The sequence below is a fragment of the Streptomyces sp. R35 genome (assembly GCF_041053035.1).
In the GTDB taxonomy this organism is placed as follows: Bacteria; Actinomycetota; Actinomycetes; order Streptomycetales; family Streptomycetaceae; genus Streptomyces; species Streptomyces lutosisoli.
In genome coordinates, this window is record NZ_CP163440.1 from 1053136 (window position 1) to 1074377 (window position 21242).

General features: G+C 70.9%; 14 protein-coding genes. 3 read left to right on the plus strand and 11 right to left on the minus strand.

Features of this window, described 5'->3' with window-relative positions; translation table 11 throughout:
• Positions 1-201: 201 nt before the first annotated feature.
• Together AB5J50_RS05240 and AB5J50_RS05245 are read left to right on the plus strand one after the other, a co-directional pair.
• The gene (locus tag AB5J50_RS05240) at positions 202-2175 is read left to right on the plus strand and encodes an N-acetylmuramoyl-L-alanine amidase (RefSeq protein ID WP_369255327.1); all 1974 of its coding nucleotides are present in this window, start codon (positions 202-204) and stop codon (positions 2173-2175) included.
• A 256-nt stretch (positions 2176-2431) separates the two neighbouring features.
• A complete protein-coding gene (locus AB5J50_RS05245) occupies positions 2432-4750 on the plus strand; it encodes a PAS domain S-box protein (protein ID WP_369255329.1) in 2319 nt (772 codons plus the stop codon).
• Between the two features lie 72 nt (positions 4751-4822).
• Here the strand turns inward: AB5J50_RS05245 and AB5J50_RS05250 are convergent, their stop codons facing one another.
• The 8 genes from AB5J50_RS05250 to AB5J50_RS05285 form a co-directional block, all read right to left on the minus strand.
• Positions 4823-5320: a hypothetical protein gene (locus AB5J50_RS05250; protein WP_327426428.1), complete on the minus strand. Its 498-nt coding sequence runs from the start codon at positions 5318-5320 to the stop codon at positions 4823-4825.
• A gap of 70 nt (positions 5321-5390) precedes the next feature.
• Positions 5391-8294: an AAA family ATPase gene (locus tag AB5J50_RS05255; protein ID WP_369255331.1), complete on the minus strand. Its 2904-nt coding sequence runs from the start codon at positions 8292-8294 to the stop codon at positions 5391-5393.
• 145 nt (positions 8295-8439) lie between these two features.
• Positions 8440-9039: an ABATE domain-containing protein gene (locus AB5J50_RS05260; protein WP_369255333.1), complete on the minus strand. Its 600-nt coding sequence runs from the start codon at positions 9037-9039 to the stop codon at positions 8440-8442.
• Between the two features lie 123 nt (positions 9040-9162).
• On the minus strand, positions 9163-9405 hold the full coding sequence (locus AB5J50_RS05265) for a DUF397 domain-containing protein (RefSeq protein ID WP_099502242.1): 243 nt from the start codon (positions 9403-9405) through the stop codon (positions 9163-9165).
• Between the two features lie 83 nt (positions 9406-9488).
• A complete protein-coding gene (locus AB5J50_RS05270) occupies positions 9489-10655 on the minus strand; it encodes a thiolase domain-containing protein (RefSeq protein ID WP_327426431.1) in 1167 nt (388 codons plus the stop codon).
• On the minus strand, positions 10652-11707 hold the full coding sequence (locus AB5J50_RS05275; protein ID WP_369255336.1) for a thiolase domain-containing protein: 1056 nt from the start codon (positions 11705-11707) through the stop codon (positions 10652-10654). Before AB5J50_RS05275 ends, AB5J50_RS05270 begins: the two co-directional genes overlap by 4 nt.
• Complete coding sequence (locus AB5J50_RS05280) at positions 11708-12649, minus strand: Zn-ribbon domain-containing OB-fold protein (protein ID WP_369255338.1); 942 nt, start codon at positions 12647-12649, stop codon at positions 11708-11710.
• Between the two features lie 47 nt (positions 12650-12696).
• Positions 12697-13497 (minus strand): crotonase/enoyl-CoA hydratase family protein, encoded by an 801-nt coding sequence (locus tag AB5J50_RS05285; protein ID WP_327426434.1) that lies wholly within the window; start codon positions 13495-13497, stop codon positions 12697-12699.
• 186 nt (positions 13498-13683) lie between these two features.
• On the opposite strand from AB5J50_RS05285, the gene AB5J50_RS05290 reads away from it, so the two are divergent.
• Entirely contained in the window at positions 13684-15303 is a 1620-nt protein-coding gene (locus AB5J50_RS05290; RefSeq protein ID WP_369255340.1) for an acyl-CoA synthetase, read from the plus strand.
• 39 nt (positions 15304-15342) lie between these two features.
• Here the strand turns inward: AB5J50_RS05290 and AB5J50_RS05295 are convergent, their stop codons facing one another.
• Genes AB5J50_RS05295 through AB5J50_RS05305 form a run of 3 tightly spaced genes read right to left on the minus strand, consistent with a single transcriptional unit; the run spans position 15343 to position 21048 of the window.
• Complete coding sequence (locus AB5J50_RS05295) at positions 15343-18210, minus strand: TIR-like protein FxsC (protein WP_369255342.1); 2868 nt, start codon at positions 18208-18210, stop codon at positions 15343-15345.
• The gene (locus tag AB5J50_RS05300) at positions 18203-19153 is read right to left on the minus strand and encodes an AAA family ATPase (protein ID WP_369255344.1); all 951 of its coding nucleotides are present in this window, start codon (positions 19151-19153) and stop codon (positions 18203-18205) included. Before AB5J50_RS05300 ends, AB5J50_RS05295 begins: the two co-directional genes overlap by 8 nt.
• A complete protein-coding gene (locus AB5J50_RS05305; protein WP_369255346.1) occupies positions 19150-21048 on the minus strand; it encodes a hypothetical protein in 1899 nt (632 codons plus the stop codon). The genes AB5J50_RS05300 and AB5J50_RS05305 overlap by 4 nt, the downstream gene beginning before the upstream one ends.
• Positions 21049-21242 lie beyond the last annotated feature (194 nt).

The window sequence follows — 21242 nt, forward strand, 5'->3', positions numbered from 1 at the left end:
TGTCCGCCGTTCGGGTTATTGGTCCACTCCACTGACGCCCCGCAGGCCGGGTCACCGCCGCCACGAAACCCGTTACACCCGCCGTTGACATGGGAAATCGCCAACCTCTGGGCATGATTGACGGATCGTCGGAGAGCCGGTACCACTGACGCGTTCGGCCCCCGCACGCCCCACCGCGCCCGACCGTCCCAGGAGGCTGCTTTGCGAGGATCCGCCCCCGGCCCCAAGGCCACCGCCGGGCACAGACGCACGCGCAGGACCGCAGGCGCCGTCGCCTCGGCGGCGCTGCTGCTGCCGCTGCTCGGCGCGGCCCCGTCCGGCACCACCGAGCAGGTCTCCTCCGCACAGTTGCAGAGGGCCTTCGGCGCCGCGGCCGCCGAGTACCACGTGCCGCAGAGCGTCCTGCTCGCCGTCTCCTATCTGCAGTCCCGCTGGGACGCGCACGCCGGTGCCCCGAGCGTCAGCGGCGGCTACGGCCCGATGCACCTCACCGACGCCCGTACGGCGATCGCCGAGGCACCGCACCACAGCGAGGGCACGGAGGACGCCCGCGGCGACAGCTCGCGCGCTGCCCTCCTCCCCGACACCAAGGTGCCGGAGAACTCCGAACTCCCGGCCCGGCTCAAGACGTTGACGAAGGCGGCCGAGCTCACCGGCCTCCCGGCGGAACAGCTGCGTACGGACGCCGCGGCGAACGTCGAGGGCGGCGCCGCCCTCCTCGCCGCCGCCCAGCAGGACCTCGGCGAGCCGCTGAGCGCCGACGCGAACGACTGGTACGGGGCGGTGGCACGTTTCTCGGGCGCGGACGACACGGCGACGGCGGCGACGTACGCCGATGACGTGTACGAGGTGATGCGCGGCGGCGAGGAGCGCACCACGGACTCCGGTCAGCAGGTGGCACTCGCCGCCCAGCCCGAGCTGAGCCCCGACACGGCACAACTCGGACGGACGGGGCTGCGTACGGTCTCCGCCGATGGCACGGAGTGCCCCAAGAAGGTGTCCTGCGAGTGGATCCCGGCCCCTTACGCGGAGTTCGGCGAGGGTGACTACGGCAACCACGATCTCGGCGACCGGCCCGCGTCGCAGAGCATCAAGTACATCGTCATCCATGACACGGAAGGCGCCTGGGACGGGGTCCTGAAGCTGGTCCAGGACCCGACCTATGTGTCGTGGAACTACACCCTGCGCTCGACCGATGGTCACATCGCCCAGCATGTGAAGGCCAAGGACGTGGCCTGGCACGCGGGCAACTGGTACGTCAACGCCAAGTCGATCGGACTGGAGCACGAGGGCTTCCTGGCCTCGCCGGACGCCTGGTACACGGAGGAGATGTACCGGGCCTCGGCGCGGCTGGTGAAGTACCTCTCCAAGAAGTACGACATCCCGCTGGACCGGCAGCACATCCTGGGGCACGACAACGTGCCGGGCCCGACGACCGCCACCATCCCGGGTATGCACACCGACCCGGGCCCGTACTGGGACTGGCAGCACTACTTCACGCTGCTGGGGCACCCCTTCCACCGCACGTCGAAGCACGGTGGCGGGCTGGTGACCGTACTGCCGGACTTCACCGACAACCAGCCGGTGTACACGGGCTGCGTCACCAAGGGCGTGCCCTGCGCGGCGCACGGCTCCAGTGAGGTGCGGCTCTACAGCGCGGCGGACGAGAACTCGCCCCTGATCAAGGACATCGGGCTCTACCCCAAGGGCGACGCCTCGACGACCGGCGTGAACGACGTCGCCTCGCGTGTCTCCACCGGGCAGCGGTACGCGGTCGCCGACCGTGACGGCGACTGGACGGCGATCTGGTATCTGGGCCAGAAGGCCTGGTTCAAGAACCCGAAGGAGCAGCCGACGGCGGTGAACACGTCAGGGCCGGTCGTCACACCCAAGGACGGCCTCACGGAGATCCCCGTCTACGGGCGCGCCTACCCGGAGAAGGAGGCGTACCCGGCGGGCGTCCCCGTCCAGGCCGTCTCACCGCTGCCGTACAAGCTGCTGGAGGGCCAGCAGTACGCGGCCGGTGACAAGGTGCCGGGCGAGTACTTCTACGCGCCGACCTTCGACACGGCAGGGCACAAGGTCGTGATCGGCACGGACATGTACTACGAGATCCAGTTCGGGCACCGGGTGGCGTTCGTGCGGGCCGCGGACGTCGATGTGATGTGGCCCTGATGTGGACGTGATGGCGTCGCGCTCGTGACAGCCGGGGCCGGGTCCGCTTGCCGCGGGCCCGGCCCTGTCCGTCGCTCCGGCCGGTGGTCCCGAAGCGGCAATTGCCGGTGGCGAAGGCAACGGCATCCGATCACCGCAAGCGCTGTCGCCGGACAGCTTCGGCCGTGGTCGGGCCAGTAAGCGACATGTAACCCCGCACGCAGCCCATGTGAGATGGGATGCCCGAATCATGGTAAGCGGCACACCTGGGGCGGGCATGGGCGACTTTGTCGGAGAGACTTCAACTCGGCCCGCCGATGCGGCAGGCCCTCACCGCTGTCAGTGCGACACCGAGGAGCTCAGGGCGGGTCCGGGAGGCGCGGAGGAAAGGTTTCGAGGACTGCTCGAAGCGGCGCCCGACGCCATGGTCATCGTCGACGACACCGGCACCATCAGACTCGTCAACGCCCAGACCGAAGCCCTCTTCGGATACCAACGCGAAGAACTCCTCGGCCACCCCGTCGAACTCCTCGTTCCCGGCCGTTTCCGCGCCCACCACACCCACCACCGCGACGGCTACGCCAACAACCGCCAAGTACGCCCCATGGGCGCCGAACTCGAACTCCACGGCCTCCGCAAGGACGGCACCGAATTCCCCGTCGAAATCAGCCTCAGCCCCCTCGAAACCACCGACGGCCTCCTCGTCTCCGCCGCCGTCCGCGACGTCAGCGACCGCAAGGCGGCGGAGGAAAGGTTTCGGGGACTGCTCGAAGCGGCGCCCGACGCCATGGTCATCGTCGACGACACCGGCACCATCAAACTCGTCAACGCCCAAACCGAAGCCCTCTTCGGATACCAACGCGAAGAACTCCTCGGCCACCCCGTCGAACTCCTCGTTCCCGGCCGTTTCCGCGCCCACCACACCCACCACCGCGACGGCTACGCCAACAACCGCCAAGTACGCCCCATGGGCGCCGAACTCGAACTCCACGGCCTCCGCAAGGACGGCACCGAATTCCCCGTCGAAATCAGCCTCAGCCCCCTCGAAACCACCGACGGCCTCCTCGTCTCCGCCGCCGTCCGCGACGTCAGCGACCGCAAGCGCGCCGAAGCCCGTATCAACGAGCTGGCCGGACTGGTGGAATCGTCCCAGGACGCGATCCTCGCCAAGACCCTGGACGGCGACATCACTTACTGGAACGCGGCGGCCGAGCGGCTGTACGGCTACTCGCGGGCCGAGGTCGTGGGCCGGCACGTGTCGCTTCTGGCCCCGTCGGAGCGCCGGGACGAGATAGACGTACTCCTGGACCGGCTGCGCAACGGGGAGAAGGTCGAGCACTTCGAGACACTGCGGCTCACCCGCAGCGGGAGTCTGCTGGACGTCGACATCACCCTGTGGCCCACCCGTGCCCCGGACGGCGCGATCGTCGGGGCCTGCGCCATCGTCCGCGACATCAGCGACCGCAAGCGGGCCGAGGCGGAGCTGACCTTCCTCTACGAGCAGCAGCGGCACATCGCCCTCACCCTGCAGCGCAGCCTGATGGGCACGCCGCCCGCCATCCCCGGTCTTTCCACGGCGAGCCGCTACCGGCCCGCCACCCAGGGGGCCGGGGTGGGCGGTGACTGGTTCGACCTGATCCCCCTGGGGGCCGGCCGGGTCGGGGTGCTGATCGGCGACGTGATGGGCCGCGGTCTGGATGCCGCCGCCGTGATGGGGCAGCTGCGGTCCGCCGCGCATGCCCTGGCCAAGACCGGTATGCAGCCCCGCCAGCTCATGCAGGCCCTGGAGGCGGTCGTCGGGGACCTGGACGTGCCCGACCAGCTGGTCACGTGCTGCTATCTGGTCATCGCCGCCGACGCGGGGGAGGTGACGGTCTGCTCCGCGGGGCACCTGCCGGTCCTGGTGGCCACTCCCGGCGACGGCGCCCGATCTCTCCCGGCGCCCGTGAACGCGCCTCTCGGTGTCGGCGACGTCCTCTACCAGCAGTCCATCGCGGTCATGCCGCCCGGTGCCACGCTCGTCCTCTACACCGACGGTCTCATCGAAACGCCGGGCTCCGACATCGAGGACCAGCTCTCCAAGCTCACCGCCACCCTGGGGGACCTCTTCGCCACCGTCCCGGACCTGGAGGACGCCGCCGACCGGGTGCTGGCCGCCCTGCTGCCCGACGCGGAGGGCCACAACGACGACGTCACCCTGCTGCTCACCCGGCTGCCCGAAGGGCCTCTGTCGTCCGTCACGACGGACCTGCCCGCCGTCGCCGAGTCCGTGCCCGAAGGCCGTGCCTTCCTCAGCAAGGCCCTCACCTCATGGGACTGCGTGACCACCGCGGACGACGCCCGGCTTCTTCTCTCCGAGATCCTGACCAACGCCGTCCAGCACGCCCAGGGGCCCATCGGCCTGCACGTGTGCCGGACCACCACCGATCTGACCGTCGAGATCAGCGACAGCAGTCCCCATCTGCCCCAGCCCCGTCCTGCGGCCGAGGACGAGGAGTCGGGCCGGGGCCTGATCCTCGTCCGCGCTCTCGCCGACGACTGGGGTGTGCGCCCCACGGACGAGGGCAAGACCACCTGGTTCACCCTCAGGCTGTGAGGGCAACGGCCGGGCAGGGCCGAGGGCTTGGGCTGTTCACCCAGGATCCCGGGCCATGCCCGGCGGCGACGTTCAGCTCTGCTGGAACAGCTCCGCCGGCAGCGGCTTCAGCAGGGCGTACAGGTCGTCGGTGATCGGGCGGTCCCAGGCCGCGATGGTCACCAGTACGTTGTCGCTGCGGTCGAACTGCACGCAGGAGATGCGGGTCTCGGAGAGCTTGAGGCGGCGCACGATCAGGAGGTTGTCGCCCTGCATCACCGGCATGTCCTCGGTGCCGGTGACGGTGACCTCCTCCTCGTTCTCCAGCGCGATCAGCAGCTGGGCCACCTCGAAGGGGACCTCGTCCTCGGCGATGTCGCGGGCCGGGGAGCCCTCCGGCAGATTGCCGATGATCATCGCGGGACCACGGCCGCCGAAGAGGTCGTAACGCAGGAAGACACCCTGGCAGCTGCCGTCGGGGGCGGGCAGCAGACCCGCACCGAGATTGCCCGGCCAGTCGCCCGGATCCATGGCCAGAACATCGAAGTCGGGCCCGGCGGGCGTGGCGCTGCGGCGGCGGAGGAAGGACATGCCGCAATGGTACGTGCACGGGGGTGAACCGGGCTCCGGGGGCGCCCCCGCGAGCAGGGCGCTCCCCGGGCTACCGAGAGGGGTGTTCGCCGAGCGCGGCGCCGAGGCCGGTGCGGTCCGTGCCCACCTTCCGGTAGACCGCCGACAGCATGCGCACGACGGCCGGCTCGTCGGTGTGCAGCTCCTCGGCGATCTGGGCCGTACCGCGGCCCCGCACGGTGAGCGCGGCGGCGGCCCGTTCACGGGCGGTGAGCGTGTCCGTCTCGGTGCTGTGCAGGCGCCGCGGCCGCAGACCGGCGGCCGCCAGCTCGTCACGGGCATCTTCGACCAGCCCGTCGGCTCCGCACTGGACGGCCGCGTCGAGCCCCCGGTAGAGGTGTTCGGCGGCTTCCTTGGGGCGGCCGACGCGGCGCAGCTCGGTGCCCAGGGCGACCAGGGCGCAGGCGAGCTCGTACGCGGCCGGGGAGCGCTCCAGGTGGCCGACGGACTCTTCGAGGAACTTGACGCGGGCCGAGCCGGAGGAGACCTCGGCGGCGGCGCGCAGGGCCTGGCCGATCGCGGAGGGGGTGCCGTACTGGCGGGCGCGGTTCACCGCTTCGAGTGCCGTGGTGACGGCGCGTTCCGGGGCGTCGTGGCTCTCGGCGCGGGCGAGGTGGAGCTGCCAGGGGCACCAGGCGGGGTTGCGCATGCCGCGTGGATCGAGCCGGCGGCCGGCGGCCGCGAGCTCGGCGGCGGCGTCCTTGGTGAGGCCGCGGGCGAGCAGCAGCTCGCCGTGCACGGTCTGGGCGTCGGGAAAGGTCACGGCGGCCGGGAAGGGCGCCTCGAACGCGTAGTCCTCGGCGGTCCGTGCGGCCTCGGTTACGCGGCCGCGGGCGATCAAGACCTCGATGAGAGTGCCGACGGCGTACCAGTGGACGGGGGTGCCGGGCCCGACCCGCTCGGCGAGCCTGAGGCCCGCGCGGACGAAGTCCTCGGCCTCGGCGAGCCGGCCGCGGCGGTAGCGGACGTACCCGAGGATGGTGTAGCCGAAGGAGAGGTGGGCGCCGTGCCAGCCCTGGGCCTCGAAGTCGGCGATTCCGGTGGCGAACAGCTCCTCCGTGCGCCCGGGCCGGTCCGCGTACATGAACGTGAGGGCGACCAGGACGGGCACCTCGAAGCCGCGGTCGGCCTCGGCCCAGCCGAGCCCTCCGGCGAGGGCGCGTTCGGCGTGGTGGAGGGCGATGTGGGCGGGTTCGCCGCGCAGGGTGGCGTCCCAGGCGCGCAGCCCGATGACGTAGCGCTCGGTGAGTTCGCGGCCGGTGAGCCGGTCGGCGAGGCGGGTCAGACGGCGGGAGCGGGCGGGCGAGTCGGGTTCGTCGGAACGGAACGCGTCCCACATGAACTGCTCGGACTGCATGCGCAGCCGCACCCGGGCGTCGCCGGTCACGCGGATCTCGCGGGCGAGGGTGTCGGAGGCCTCACCGAGGCGGTCGCTGTGGGCGAGGACCTGGGAGAGCCGGTAGACGATGTGGTGGCGCAGTTCCGGATCGGCGATGGGTTCTTCGAGGGCGGCGCGCAGATGGTTGACCGTGGTCGCCGGTTCGGTGAGCAGGGAGGCGCAGCCCAGTTCGTACAGGACGGCGGCCCGGTCCTCGAACGGCGGCGGTTCGCGCAGGGCGCGGGCCAGATAGCGGCGGGCGGCGTCGGGGGCTCCGGCGCGGAGGGTCTCGCGGGCGGCGGCGCGCAGCTGCTGGACCACCCAGGCGTCGCCGTCGGGGTGGGTCTCCAGGAGGTGGCGGGCGGCGGCGGACGGGCCGAGACCCTCGTCGATGACGCACCAGGCGGCCTGACCGTGCAGGGCGACGCGGACGCCGCCGGGTATGGCGCGGTAGACGGCGGTGGCGATGAGCGGGTGGACGAATTCGAGCGTGCCTCCGGCGGTCACCGGGCCGGTGAGGATCCGGGCGCCGCGCAGGGCGTCCGCGGCGTCGGCGGCCTCCTCGGAGCCGAGGCCGGCGACGGCGGCGGCGAGCGCCGGATGGATCTCGGTGCCGAGCACCGCGCAGGCCCAGGCGAAGCGCACGGTGGAGGTGCCGAGGCGTTCGAGGCGGGCGATCAGGCCGCTGCCCTTGACGGCGGCGGCGAGGTCGCGCAGCAGATGCGCCCCGGCCTCCGTGGGGGTCAGTCCGCGGTCGCGGACCTTGGCGGTCAGCTCGACCGCCTCGAAGGGGTTGCCCGCGGTGACCGCCCAGCACTCGCGGCAGAACGCGTCGTCGGCCTGGGTGCCCAGATCCTCCCGCACGAGACGGGCGACGGCCGCCGCGCTGAGCGGTTCGAGGTCGATGGGGCGCTGCCCGGCGCGTCCGGGCAGTCCCCTGAACGCCTCGGCGTGGTCGGGGAGTTCGTCGGGCCGGTAGGCGACGGCGAGCAGCAGCGGGAGTTCCTCGGCGCGCGGCGCGAATCCGGCGAGCCAGCTCAGTGACTCCGGGTCGGCCCAGTGCGCGTCGTCGAGGACGAGCACCATCGGGGCGCGCTGCACCGCGAGGTGTGTGAGTACCCAGTCGAGGCCGTCGCGCAGACCCTGCTGGTCGGGCGGGGCGCCCTCGGCAGGCGCGCACAGGCCGAGCGCGGGGCCGACGATCGCGTACCAACTCCCCAGCGAGGCGCGGAGTTCTGACTCCGACGACCCGGCGAGCTGCGGTTGCAGGAGCTGGCGGGCGACATGGAAGGCGACGCCCTGCTCCTGGTCGCCGCCGCGCGCAGACAGCACGGTGCAGCCCTTGGCGGCGGCGCGCCGCCGCACTTCGGCGAGGAGGGTCGTCTTGCCGATGCCGGCCCGTCCGGCAAAGGCGAGGAGCGCGCCGCGAGGACGCTCCGGTGGCTCACCACCGTCCCTGCGCACTCCGGTGAGCTCGCTCAACGCCTCTTCGGCGGCGGCGAGTTCACTCTCACGCTCGAAAAGCGTCCGACGGCTTCGTACGCTGCGCTGTCCCATGGGGCACCCCCTGCCACGGTGGTGCAGCCGACGCGGGGAGCAGGTGCGCACCGTGACCTACAGGCAGCTCAGCGTACGCCTGGAGCGGCCCGGCCGCGCCCGTACGACCACTACTGACCGGAACCGTCGGCCAACGGCCCTCGGCCTATGCGGACTTCTTGTGCCGCTCGTGGTGCCGGGCGACCCTGGCACGGTTGCCGCACGACGGTTTGCACCATTCCTGGCGTGGGTGTTCCTTGATGAAGTACCGCACGCAGCGCGGCGCGTGGCAGGCGCGCAGGCGTTGCCGGTCCGGGCTCGCGAGGAAGGTGACGGCGGCACGGGCGAGCACGGCGGGCAGGGGTGCGTCCGCGCCCACGGCTTCCTGCCGTACGACGGGATCCCCGTCCTCGGCCCAGCCGAGCACGGGGACGGTCGGGACGAGCGCCGCCGCCGTGTTCAGTCGCTCCACGGCCTGCGGTACGGGCAGCAGCCGGGTGGCGTCGGCCGGGCTCGGCTCGCCGGGGCGTACGGCGCGCGCGAAGAGGGCGCGGACGGCGGCGCGCACGTCGCGTACGGCGGTGAGCGTCACCGGATCGGCGACGAACCGGTCGGCTCCCGGCAGGGCGTCGGGGTGCGCCTGGACCCAGGCCGTCAGCCCGGCGGGATCGGTGAGATCGTCGGCGACACCGCCGTGACCGTCGTGCCGGATGGTCAGCGCGAGGTCCAGGGCGAGCCTGGCGTCCCCGCTGATCGAGTCGTCCATGGCGCTAATGATAGATCCGGCGACTTCCATTAGCGTACGGCGGAGGAGCCCTCAGTCCCGGGCCGCCGGGGAAGCCGCCCCTCCCCTGTACACAGGTGGCGGGGCGGCCCGACCGCTGTCGGCTCAGGTCAGATCGAACTCGCCCTCGCGCGCCCCCGATACGAACGCGCCCCACTCCGCGGGTGTGAAGATCAAGGAAGGGCTCTCGGGCCGGCCACTGTTGCGCATCGCGATGAAGCCCTCGACAAAAGCGATCTGGACGTCTCCCCGCCCTCGGCTGCTGGACTGCCACTCCGCGTTGCTCAGGTCCAGCTCCGGCTTGTCCCAGCCCGCGAGCGGGTGCTGCTCAATGGTGCTTTCGGCCACGTCCGTGCTCCTCCCGGTTCGTCGTCCGCCGTCAGCCTAGCGACCGGTCCGGGCGGCGGACAGGCCACGTGAGGAGGACGGTTTCAGGAGGCGGGCGGCGCGGCGCCGACCAGCCACATCGAGAAGAACTGGGATCCGCCGCCGTAGGCGTGCCCCAGCACCCTGCGAGCCCCGTCGACCTGGTGATCTCCGGCCTGGCCGCGCACCTGAAGTGCCGCTTCGGCGAAGCGGATCATGCCGGAGGCGCCGATCGGATTGGTGGACAGGACACCTCCCGACATGTTGACGGGCAGGTCCCCGTCCAGCTCCGTGACCCCGGACTCGGTGAGTTTCCAGCCCTCGCCCTCCTCGGCGAAACCCAGGTTCTCCAGCCACATCGGCTCGTACCAGGAGAACGGCACGTACATCTCGACGGCGTCGATGTCCCGGCGCGGGTCCGCGATACCCGCCTGCCGGTACACATCGGCCGCGCAGTCCTTGCCCGCCTGCGGGGACACGAAGTCCTTGCCCGCGAAGAGAGTGGGTTCACTGCGCATGGCGCCGCCGTGCATCCAGGCGGGCGGCCGCGGCGAACGGGCCGCCCCCGCCCGGTCGGTGAGGATCATCGCGACGGCCCCGTCCGAGGACGGGCAGGTCTCCGAGTAGCGGATCGGGTCCCACAGCATCGGCGAGGCCTGGACCTTCTCCAGCGTGATGTCGTGCTCGTGGAGATGCGCGTACGGGTTCTTCAGCGCGTTGCGGCGGTCCTTGTAGGCGACGAGCGAGCCGACCGTGTCGGGCGCGCCGGTGCGCCGCATGTACGCGCGCACGTGGGGTGCGAAGAATCCGCCGGCCCCGGCGAGCAGCGGCTGCTGGAAGGGGATCGGCAGCGACAGGCCCCACATCGCGTTCGACTCGGACTGCTTCTCGTAGGCCAGGGTCAGGACGGTTCCGTGGACGCGCCCCGCGATGAGGTTCGTGGCGACCAGGGCCGTCGATCCGCCGACGGAGCCCGCCGTGTGTACCCGCAGCATCGGCTTGCCGACGGCGCCGAGCGCGTCCGCGAGATACAGCTCCGGCATCATGACGCCCTCGAAGAAGTCGGGCGCCTTGCCGATGACGACGGCGTCGATGTCCGCCCACGTCAACTCGGCGTCCTCCAGGGCCCGCCCGGCCGCCTCGCGGACCAGTCCTGCGATGGACACGTCCCGTCGGGCCGCCACGTGCTTGGTCTGGCCGATGCCTACGACGGCCACGGGCTCCTTGCTCATCGGGCATCCCCTTCGAGTACGGCGACCAGGTTCTGTTGGAGGCAGGGGCCCGACGTGGCGTGGGCGAGCGCCCGGTCGGACTCGCCGCGATGGATGCGGGCGGCGGCCTCGCCGATACGGATGAGCCCGGCCGCCATCACCGGATTGGCGGCGAGCGCTCCCCCGGAGGGGTTGACGTCCACGCCCTCGTCGAGCCGCAGTGCCTTGCGCAGGACCACTTCCTGGGAGGTGAAGGGGGCATGCAACTCGGCGGTGTCCACGGGCCGTTCAAAGGCTCCGGCCCGCTCGGCGGCGAGGCGGGTCGACGGCGAGTCGGTCAGATCGCGTACGCCGAGGCTGTGCGCCTCGATGCGGTGGTCGATGCCCCGGATCCAGGCGGGACGTTCGCACAGTTCACGGGCCCGCTCGCCCGCCGCGAGGATCACGGCGGCGGCACCGTCGCCGACGGGCGGGCAGTCGCCGGTGCGCAGGGGACGTACGAGATATTCGCCCTGCGCCCTCGAACCCCTCACCTGCGCATGGGAGTTGGTGGCCGCCGACGCGCGGCTGCGGGCGGCGACTCCGGCGAGCGCGGGCTCGTCGGTCTCCCCCGCGTCGATGAGCGCCTGTGCCTGAAGTGCCGCGAGCGCGACGGAATCCGGCCACAGGGGGGCCACGTAGTACGGGTCGAGCTGCCGGCTCAGGACGTCCCGTACGGAGCCGGGCGACGACTTGCCGTACGCGTACACGAGCGCGGTGTCGGCGTCGCCGGTCAGCAGTTTCGTCCACGCCTCGTACAGCGCCCACGCCCCGTCCATCTCGACGTGCGACTCGGAGATCGGCGGCCAGGCCCCCACCCCGTCGAGCGCCATCGTGAAGGAGAAGGCACGGCCCGCGAGATAGTCGGTGGAGCCGGAGCAGGTGAATCCGATGTCGCTGGTCCTCAGGCCGGTCCGGTCGAGGACGTCGTGCAGGACCGGGATGAGCATCTCCACCTCGGAGAGCTCGTCACTGGTGCGCCGATGGTCGGTCTGCGCGAAGGCGACGACGGCGATGTCCCTGATGGGCGGCATCTACAACAGCTCCTTGTACGTCTCGTAGTCCGCGTCCGGTTCACCGGTGGGCCGGTAGTGGTCGGGATAGCCGCCGCCTTCCGTCCACACGGGCTCCACGCGCAGGCCCATCCGCACCTCGTCGTAGGGGATGCCGCCGATCCGGCCGTGCAGCGCGAGGTCGGCGCCGTCGAGGGCGATGTGCGCGTAGACGTACGGCACTTCGATGTCGAGGTTCCTCGCCTTGATGTTGACGATGCAGTACGTCGTGACGGTGCCGCGCGGACCCACTTCGACCTGTTCGGCCGTGGCGACGCCACACGTGGGGCACGCGCCCCTGGGCGGGACGTACACCTTGCGGCAGGACGGGCAGCGTTCGCCGACGTTGCGCCGGCCGGAGAGGGCGTTGATGTAGCCGGACTGGGCGCGGCCCGGTGAGTAGACGTAGTCGAGGCGGGCGGGGGCGACGATGCCGGTCACCATGTCCTCGAACCGGCCGTCGTGGCCGGTGAGTTGCCCTGCCGTCCCCTCGTACGGTTCGAAGCAGGCGATGTCCGTGATCGCGCCGGAACGCTCCTTCGCCCAGCGGACCCGGACGCGCATGCCGGTGCGTACGGCGTCGGGGCCCGGGGCGTCGAGGGCGTGCAGAAGGGCGGTGTCGGCGCCGTCGAGGCGCACCAGGACCCAGGCGAAGGGAGTGCCGAGGGGCTGGCCCCGGCGGGGCTCGTGGTTCCAGGCCCAGGTGGTGACCGTGCCGGTGGGGGCGACCTCGACGAGGTCGTGTATCTCCTCGGCGGTGACGGGGTCGTACTCGACGGGCGGGACGAGGGTGCGGCCGTCGGCGGTGCGCACGCCGAGGACGACGCGCTCGCGCAGGCCGGTGAGGAAGGCGCTCTGGACGGGGCCGAGCGAGCGGGTGAAGGGGAATTCGACGACGAGGGGGGCTTTGAGGACTTCGGGCATCCCGGATGTCTCCTTCGGAGGTCGGACGGCCATGCCTGCGTAAGAGGTCAGGCGCGCCGGTAGACGGGCGGGCGCTTCTCGGCGAAGGCCCGGGAGCCCTCCTTGGCGTCGGCGGTGTCGAAGATCGGCCAGCCGCGCCCCAGTTCGGCCGCGAGGCCGTCGGTCTCGGTCATCTCGGCGGTCTCGTACACGGACGCCTTGACGGCCTCGACGGCGAGCGGACCGCAGGCGTTGATCTGCTCGGCGACGGCGAGGGCCTTGTCCAACGCGGTGCCGTCGGGCACGACATGACCGATCAGGCCGATACCGGCGGCCTCCCGGGCCGAGTACGGGCGTCCCGTGAGCAGCATTTCGAGGGCGTGGGTGCGCGGGATCTGGCGTTGCAGCCGGACCGTGGACCCGCCGATGGGGAAGAGGCCGCGCTTGACCTCGAAGAGCCCGAAGGTCGCCGACTCGCCGGCGACGCGGATGTCGGTGCCCTGGAGGATCTCCGTGCCGCCCGCGACGCAGTACCCCTCGACGGCGGCGATCACCGGTTTGCGGGGGCGGTGGTGGCGCAGCATCGCCTTCCAGTGCAGATCGGGGTCGGCTTTCAGCCGGTCCCGGTACTGCTCGCCCTCCATACCCTTTCCGGCCAGCGCCTTGAGGTCCATCCCGGCGCAGAAGGCACCCCCCGCGCCGGTGAGCACGATCGAGCGGATCGCGTCGTCCTCGTCGGCCTCGACCCAGCCGTCGTACAGACCGACCAGCATCGGCAGCGAGAGCGCGTTCCTGGCCTCGGGCCTGTTGAGTGTGAGCACCAGTGTGGCGCCTTCGCGCTGCACGGTGAGGTGTTCCGTCCCACCCATTGCCGTCCTCCCGTCTCGGATGCGAGAACAGGTTGCAGGAGGCGTGGAGCCAGTACAAGGGTTTTCTGACAGACAGTCAGATTTCTTCTGCCGGGACCCTTCACAGTTGGGTCGGGCTTTGCTCTGATGACCGTCGAGCCCAGGCCCTGTCGGGGCAGCCATGGACGTTCGGGGTCAGGAGGAGCGGTGGAGTACAACCTTGCCGACCTGTTCGAGTCGGTCGTCGACGTGGTCCCGGGCCGCGAGGCGCTCGTGTACATCGACCACCCCGGCACGGGTGCGGAGCGCCGGCTGACGTACGCGCAGCTGGACGCGGCGGCGAACCGTGTCGCGCACCACCTGATCGACAGCGGCATCCGCCCCGGCGAGCACCTCGGGCTCCACCTCTACAACGGTGTCGAGTACCTGCAGACCGTGCTGGGCTGCCTGAAGGCACGGATCGTGCCGGTCAACGTCAACTACCGCTATGTGGAAGAGGAGTTGGTCTACCTCTACCGGGACGCCGATCTGGTGGCCCTGGTCGTCGACGCGGAGTTCACGGACCGGGTGGCGGCGGCACTGCCGCACGCCTCGGCACTGCGCCATCTCATACGGGTGGGGAGTCCCGCCGCCGACGCGGCCCCGTTGGACGCGGTGGACTTCGCGGACGCCGAGGCGGCCGGATCCCCCGAGCGGTGTTTCCCCGCACGCTCGGCGGACGACCAGTTCATCATCTACACCGGTGGCACGACGGGGATGCCCAAGGGCGTGATGTGGCGGCAGGAGGACCTGTTCTTCTCCGGCCTGGGCGGCGGCGCTCCGACGGGCGAGCCGGTCAAGCGGCCGGAGGAACTCGCCGAGCGCGTCGCGGCGGGCGGCGAGGGGATCACCTTCTTCCCCACTCCCCCGCTGATGCACGGCACCTCGACGCTCACCGCCTTCATCGGCTTCAACTTCGGCCAACGGATCGTGATCCACCGCAAGTTCGTGCCCGAGGAAGTCCTGCGGACGATCGAGAAGGAGAAGGTCACCAGCATGTCGCTGGTCGGCGACGCGATGCTGCGGCCCCTGATCGACGCGTTGAGCGGGCCCCTGAAGGGCACGGACTGTTCCTCCATGTTCAGCGTGTCGTCCTCCGGCGCGATCATGTCGGACACCGTGCGCGAGCAGTTCCAGGCACTCGTCCCGAACGTGATGCTGCTGAACAACTTCGGCTCGTCGGAGTCGGGCTTCAACGGCACCGCGACGGCGGACTCGGGCCCGGAGCGCGGCTTCCGGATCCGCGTCAACTCCCGTACGCAGGTGGTGGATCCCGTCACGCACGAGCCGGTCGCGCCCGGTGAACCGGGGCGGGTGGCGCAGCGCGGCCATGTGCCCCTCGGCTACTACAACGACCCCAAGAAGACCGCCGAGACCTTCTTCCAGAAGGGCGACGAGCGGTGGGTGCTGCTGGGCGACATGGCCACGGTCGACGAGGAGGGCATCGTCACCGTCCTCGGCCGCGGATCCCAGTGCATCAACACCGGCGGCGAGAAGGTCTATCCGGAGGAGGTCGAACAGGCCCTCAAATCGCATCCGGACGTGTACGACGCCCTGGTCGCCGGTGTGCCCGACGAGAAGTGGGGCAACCATGTGGCGGCGGTCGTCCAGCTCCGCGAGGGCGCGGGCCACCCGTCCCTGGAGGACATCCAGACGCACTGCCGCTCCCACCTCGCGGGCTACAAGATCCCCCGCCAGCTCGTCGTCACGGACATCATTCAGCGGTCGCCGAGCGGCAAGGCGGACTACCGGTGGGCCAGGTCGGTCGCGGCGGAGGCGGCGCACTGAGAGTTCGGGTGTCCGAGAGCCACCACTCCCCCTATATGGTCAGGTTTCCCCTCCGCCGTCGGGTACGGCCTCGGGGTACGACAGGCCGTCGGGGCCCCGCAGACGAGGGGGACTTGGCGTTGAGGGCGGGGTCACCCCCGAGTGCTTGAGGTACTGCCGGGTCGCGTGCGCGACGACGGCCGGAAGGACGTCGGTGAAGGCCTTCAGAGTGGGTACGCCGTTGACGGCGACCCGGCAGTCGGTACGCCGGCCCCGGTCCAGGATCGACGGCAGTGTCCGCTCCAGGTCGGCCGCCAGCTTGCGGCCCTTCTCGCCGTGGCACTGGATGTCGGCCCGGTCCCAGGGGACGATCGCGCTGACCCAGGGGCGGGCGTTCGCGTCGAACGCCGCGAGCCTGCGCTGCCGTTCCTCGTCGGTCAGCGCCCACCGGTCGATGAGGAGGATCTCGGGCATCGGCGCCCTGCCCGTCTTGTCAAGGGTCTCGTCAGCGATCTCCTCGTCATCGAACGAGGAGACGGTGACCCGGTAGTCGAGCGACCGGATCAGCTCCTCCGCGAGCGAGGCCAACGGACGTGCCGACGCCGCGTGGTAAGGATTCCAGTCCTCTGCGCCCTCGCCGTACGGCCGGGGGTCGCGGTGCTCGGGAAGAGCGTGCCGGGTGGGTGCCGCCACCGTGAGGTGTATGCGCCGGGGCCCCTCGCCGCGCGGCCTGAACGCGCTCGGCGTGCTCTCGTACGGGCGGGGCCTGCTGGACGGCAGCGGCGACTCATCGGCGACCCGCACGATCCGCTGGGCGAGCCCGAGGACCGTCTCCTCGTACTCGTCGCGAAACCGTTTGAGCTTCATCAGACCGTAGATCCCGTTGGCCGCATAACGGTCGCCGAACGCCGCGTGATCCACATGGATATGCCTTACGGAGTCGGGGACTTGAGCAGCGTCGACATGTGTCCACAGGGCGGGGACGATGGCCGGCACGGCACCGGAACCGGCGGCACGCGCCCGCAGAATGCGTTCGTTGAAGGCGAACCATTCCCGGCCGCAACTCTCACTCGTGAAGTAGCGCGGCGAAAACAACGGCACGAATACCCGGCAGGTCGCGAGATTCTCACTGAGCTTGTCCGGCCACCCCTCCCCCGCGCGCAGTTCCTGGTCCATGAAACCCGCGGGCGTGCCCGCTGGAAGGTCCGTGAGCGCCATGATGTCGTCGCACAGATCGCTGAAGAGGACGTGCACCCAGTGATCCGGGTCGTCGCCAGAACCCCCGGCCGGTGTGTGCGCATAACTCAGGAAGAAATACGGCCGACGGTCCGGCGTCGACTGGGCCCAGGCCACCGACCGGGACTTCGCGGGTTCCTGGCGCCGCCGACCGGACCCCGCACCGCCCTCTGCCGACAACCCCAGCAGCTCCAGCGTCCGCAGGGACGCGCTGCCGAACTCCTGGAGTTCCGCCGGAAGGCTGCCCCCGCCGTCCGGGTCGTGTGCCACCGCGAGCAGTTGTCCGCTCCGGTTCTCCCGAGCCGCCATCCGGCGGCTCAGCCCCCGGTTGATCCGCCATACGTCGTGCTCCGCGAGATCCTGTCTCAACCGGCGCCGCGCGGCTTCCGGGAGGCTCAGTTCGACCGTGCCCCGCTCGTCCGCGTCGAGTGAGAAGAGTCCGCTGGTGAGCAGTTCGGCGACATCGGCCACCGTCGATTCGGGCACCAGTTCCTGACGGATGAGGTGCAGCAGACGCATGCTCAGACGGTCGAAGGGGGAGCACAGGACGGCCAGCCGTGCCGCCGAGGGCGACGCCGTGCGCACGAACCTCTCCGCGGTGACGGACCCCTGGGGCCTGCGCGCACTCTCCTCGGGCCGTCCCTTGCGGGGCACCAGCACCGCGCCGCAGCCTTCGGGGTCCATACGCATGAGCGTTCGTGACCAGCGGTCCAGGGCATGGGGCGACATCGACAACACGGGAATGGGCAGCCAGTCGCCCTCCTTCTCGTCGGCGCCCTCCAGGGGCAGCAGCGCCGGCCGGTCGAAGTCCAGCCGGGAATTGACCGCGCCGGGAACCCCGTTCGAGACCCGGACGGTCGGCAGATCGAGCCCCGTTCTGCGCCACAGCTTGGCCGGCAGCGGATTGAGCAGGGCGACGGGCGTCGACGCAGCCCACTGGTGCAACTGCCGCCACACCGCAGCCTCGTGCCAGCCCGGGGCGGTGCAGTCGGACACGGTCACCACCAGCCGACGGGCGTCGGGGGACTTCAGCTGACCTGGGCTCATCAACCTGCCCTGGCCGTTGCGGAGTTCGGGGTGGCCGTCCGCCGCGAACCCGAGACTGCGCACCTGGAGTGTCCGGAACGCGCCCAGCCGGTCCAGGATGGCCGTGAAGTCGGCGACGCTCTCCCGCCACACCTGCATCGCGGGAGAGCGGTCGACCACCAGGACGAGGTCGAACCATCGCTCGGGGGCGGGCGTGAACACCGGGAGCAGTTCGCCGCTGCGGGCGTAGTCGTCGACCGTCGCGTCGACGTCCAGGGCCGGCCTGCGGCCCTGCCGCCACCGACGCTTCCAGGGCCGCAGAGCTCGGGTCACTTCCAGAGGCAGCGGCAGACCGGAAGCGCGCTCTGTCGCCACCGGGTCGCCCCGGACCCGCGAGTTCGCTCCACCGAGCCGTTCATGCAGCGCTCGTTCCGTACTGGTGGGAGGCGGAGCCACGTCCCGCGTCGTGGCATCGGCGGCGGGTGGCGCGTCGGCGGACTGCGGCGACGACCGTGCGGCGGACACGTCCTCCGTGTCCCCGTCCATGCGCGAAGCGAGCCAGAGCAGGTCGGCCAGCGCCGTGCCGTCGAGCTCGGGCACCAGACCGCTCAGCGCGGCCACCGCCCGTGCGATCCCGTCCTGGTCCGGGTGCCCCTGCTCAGGCACGGGACAGCTCGCGCAGGACGAGGTCCATGACTTCGCGCTTCTCCGCCCCCGCGAGGGTGCCGCTGCCGATCAACAGGTGGACGGCGTTCAGCAGTTGGTCGATGGCCAGGCTCTCGCCCGCCGTGAGGCGCTGGTGGAAGTCCTCGATCAGCGTGTCGACCGCCGTGGCCCCTTTCGTGCCTGTGCCGATCCGCAGGTGCGCCTCCACCACCCTGCGCAGTTCGTCGACCGACGGCTTCGGCATGGTGAACCGGATGCAGCGCCGCAGGAAGGCGGCCGGGAAGTCGCGTTCACCATTGCTCGTCATCACGATGAAGGGGAAGCTCTCGCATTGCACGAATCCACCCGTGATGGGACTGAGAGCGGGATCGCGCGGGTCACTGCCCCACTCGCGCACCTCTACGGCGGCCTGGAGGTTGCCGGTGCTGTAACGGGTGAGTTCGGGGATCTCGAACTCACCCCGCTCCAGCACATCGAGGAGATCGCTCGGCAGATCGAGGTCACTCTTGTCGATCTCGTCGATCAGCAGGGCTCGCGGATGCTGGACGGGCAGCAGAGCCGTACCCAGCGGGCCCAGCTGCAGGAAGGGTGCGATGTCATCCGCGCCGCCGAGACGTTGCGCGTGGATGCGCCCCAGGGCGTCGTACCGGTACAACGCTTCCTTGAGCGTGCTGCCCGAGGTGATGTGCCAGCGCAGTACGTCGCCGAGCTTGAGCTCCGCCGCGACCTGCTCGACCACCGTGGACTTGCCCGAGCCCGCCGCCCCGGTGAGCAGCAGCGGCCGACGCAGTACGAGCGCGGCGTTGACGGCCTTGACCAGGCCGGGCGGCGGCCGAAACTGCTGGTGGAGAGCCTGCCGGGGGAAGCTGCGCCAGGGGGGCGGATCTCCGAGATCCACATCCCGGGGCGCGCCGTCCCCAATGTAGAAGGGCTGCCAGGTCATACGGAGTTCTCCCCCTCGCTAGTGCACCACGCGAACCAGTCGCAGAAGTCGAGCCATTCGTCGTCGTGCCAGACCGTCCGCCATTGGGCCAGGTGCTCCCAGCCGTTGAGTTCGGCCCGCGTTCCCTCTTCCCGGCTCCGGCGGTAGGCCTCGCTGAACTCGTCGGGAAGGAGATGCCAGAACCGGTCGAGGCTCTCCTGGAACTGGTCCGGGACACAGCCTTCGCCCCCCGGCCAGAGCACGATCGGTGCGTACGCGAGCAGCAGCTCCATGATCTGCTCGAACCTCTGGGGCCGGTGCTTCAGAGCGACCGCCCGCGCGTACGGCCCGCGCCCCAGCCTCTTTCTGAGCTCCTCGGCCCGTTCCGTCTCCCGTGCGCCGAACCAGTCGACTGGCGCGTGTCCCGCTCCACACCCGCTCATTTTGGCCAGTTGCCGTCTGGCACGATGGTTGATCCATCGCAGGTGGGACGGCGGACAGATGCGCTCGCTCCAGCGCAGTACGACATCGTGCCAGTCGCCCAACCGCTCCCCGTAGTCGGTCTCCTCGGGCCGCCACCGCAGCAGCAGCCCCGCGGAAGCGGCTATCTCGACCCGCCGGAACTCTACGCCGAGCATCCTCGCCTGCGTGGACGCCCAGTCCACCGCGTCTGCCAGACGCTTCTCGACCCCTGCCTGGCTGGGCAGACAGTCGAACTCCTGGTGCGTGTGCACCTCCCCGCGGTCCAGCAGCCACGCGTCGAGGGTCTCGGGCCATTCGTCCGCGACAGCCGCCCCCAGGCTGACGACGAGCCGAAGCCTCATCCCGGCGCCCCTGCGCTCCACTCGCTCGAAGGCATCACCGAGTTCGACGGCGCCCACCTCGTCCGCCCAGGCGGTCAACTCGGCACAGTCCTTGGACAGTTGGTCCTCGACGGCGAGCGTCGCGACGAAGTCCGCCAGTCGGGCGGCGCTCATCCCCTTGGCATCCGGATCGACGGTCGCGACACGCAGGCGCAGGAACTCGACCGCATCCCTGAGCAGTGCGCTCCCGGAGGTGTCCGGGAGCCGTTCCGCGGATCGGCCCGCGGCGGCCCGCAGGGCTCTCCGCAGCCGCTCGGACGTCAGCAGCTGCCCCGGCCAGGAGGTGGTCAGCAGCTTGATGGTGCACAGGCAGTCGAGCAGCCCGCGTACGACGCCCAGGCACCAGTCCAGCTCGGGCCCGCGGCCCGACGAGCGGTCCGGCAGGATGTCCATCAGCCGCTCCAGCGCCTCGGCGCCGGTGACCGCCGTCGTCAGCAGCTCCGAACAACCCAAGGGGGCCAGCGCCTGATCCAGCGACTCGGTCGCCACGGGTCCCAGCACCGATACGGACCGCGGCGGACGGTTCGCGTTGCGCGCGAGCCAGAGCCGCTCGCCCCCCTGGGTACCGACGTGCTCCACCTCGTACGGGACCGTCCCGGGCAGCGCACCACATACGGCACGGAGCACGGCGTCGGACCGCAGAAACTCGCCCGCTCCGACGATGCCCTCCGTGAGCAGCTGTGCGACAGCCTTGGAGAAGGCCAGCCGGGAGGCCTTCCGCGCGGCCCCCTCGCGCATGATCATGGAGAGTCGGGCCGAACCCTTGCACACCCCTCCGTCCGTCCCTCCGGGGCCGGGGCCCGCGCCGTCGGGCCGACAGACGTCGACGAGGGCGAACACGCCGGGAAGTCCCGGTGTTCTCAGCACCTGGGTCAGCAGTGCGCCGATGTTCACCGCGGTATCGATCTCGTCGGCGCGGGAGTTGCCCGCCATCAGGTAGAGCGGGGAGTTGCGGCCGGGCGCGATGCCGTACCCGAGAAGGACGAGGACGAGTACGGCCCCAGCCCGCCCGGCCCGCTCCGCCGCGCCCCGGATCGCGGTCTCGATCTGCACCGGGCGAAGGGACTGACCGTACAGAAGTGAGGGTTCGCTGTCAGAACTCTCCCCGCACGCCCCCCGCCTCTGATCCAAGAGCAGCCCGTGCAAGGACTCCGCCACCTCATCCAGTTCGTCGAGCGGTCCCAGATCCAGGCACTGGGGCGCGACGACGAGGACGTGGCGGCGGAGAGTCGGCGTCTTCATCGTCG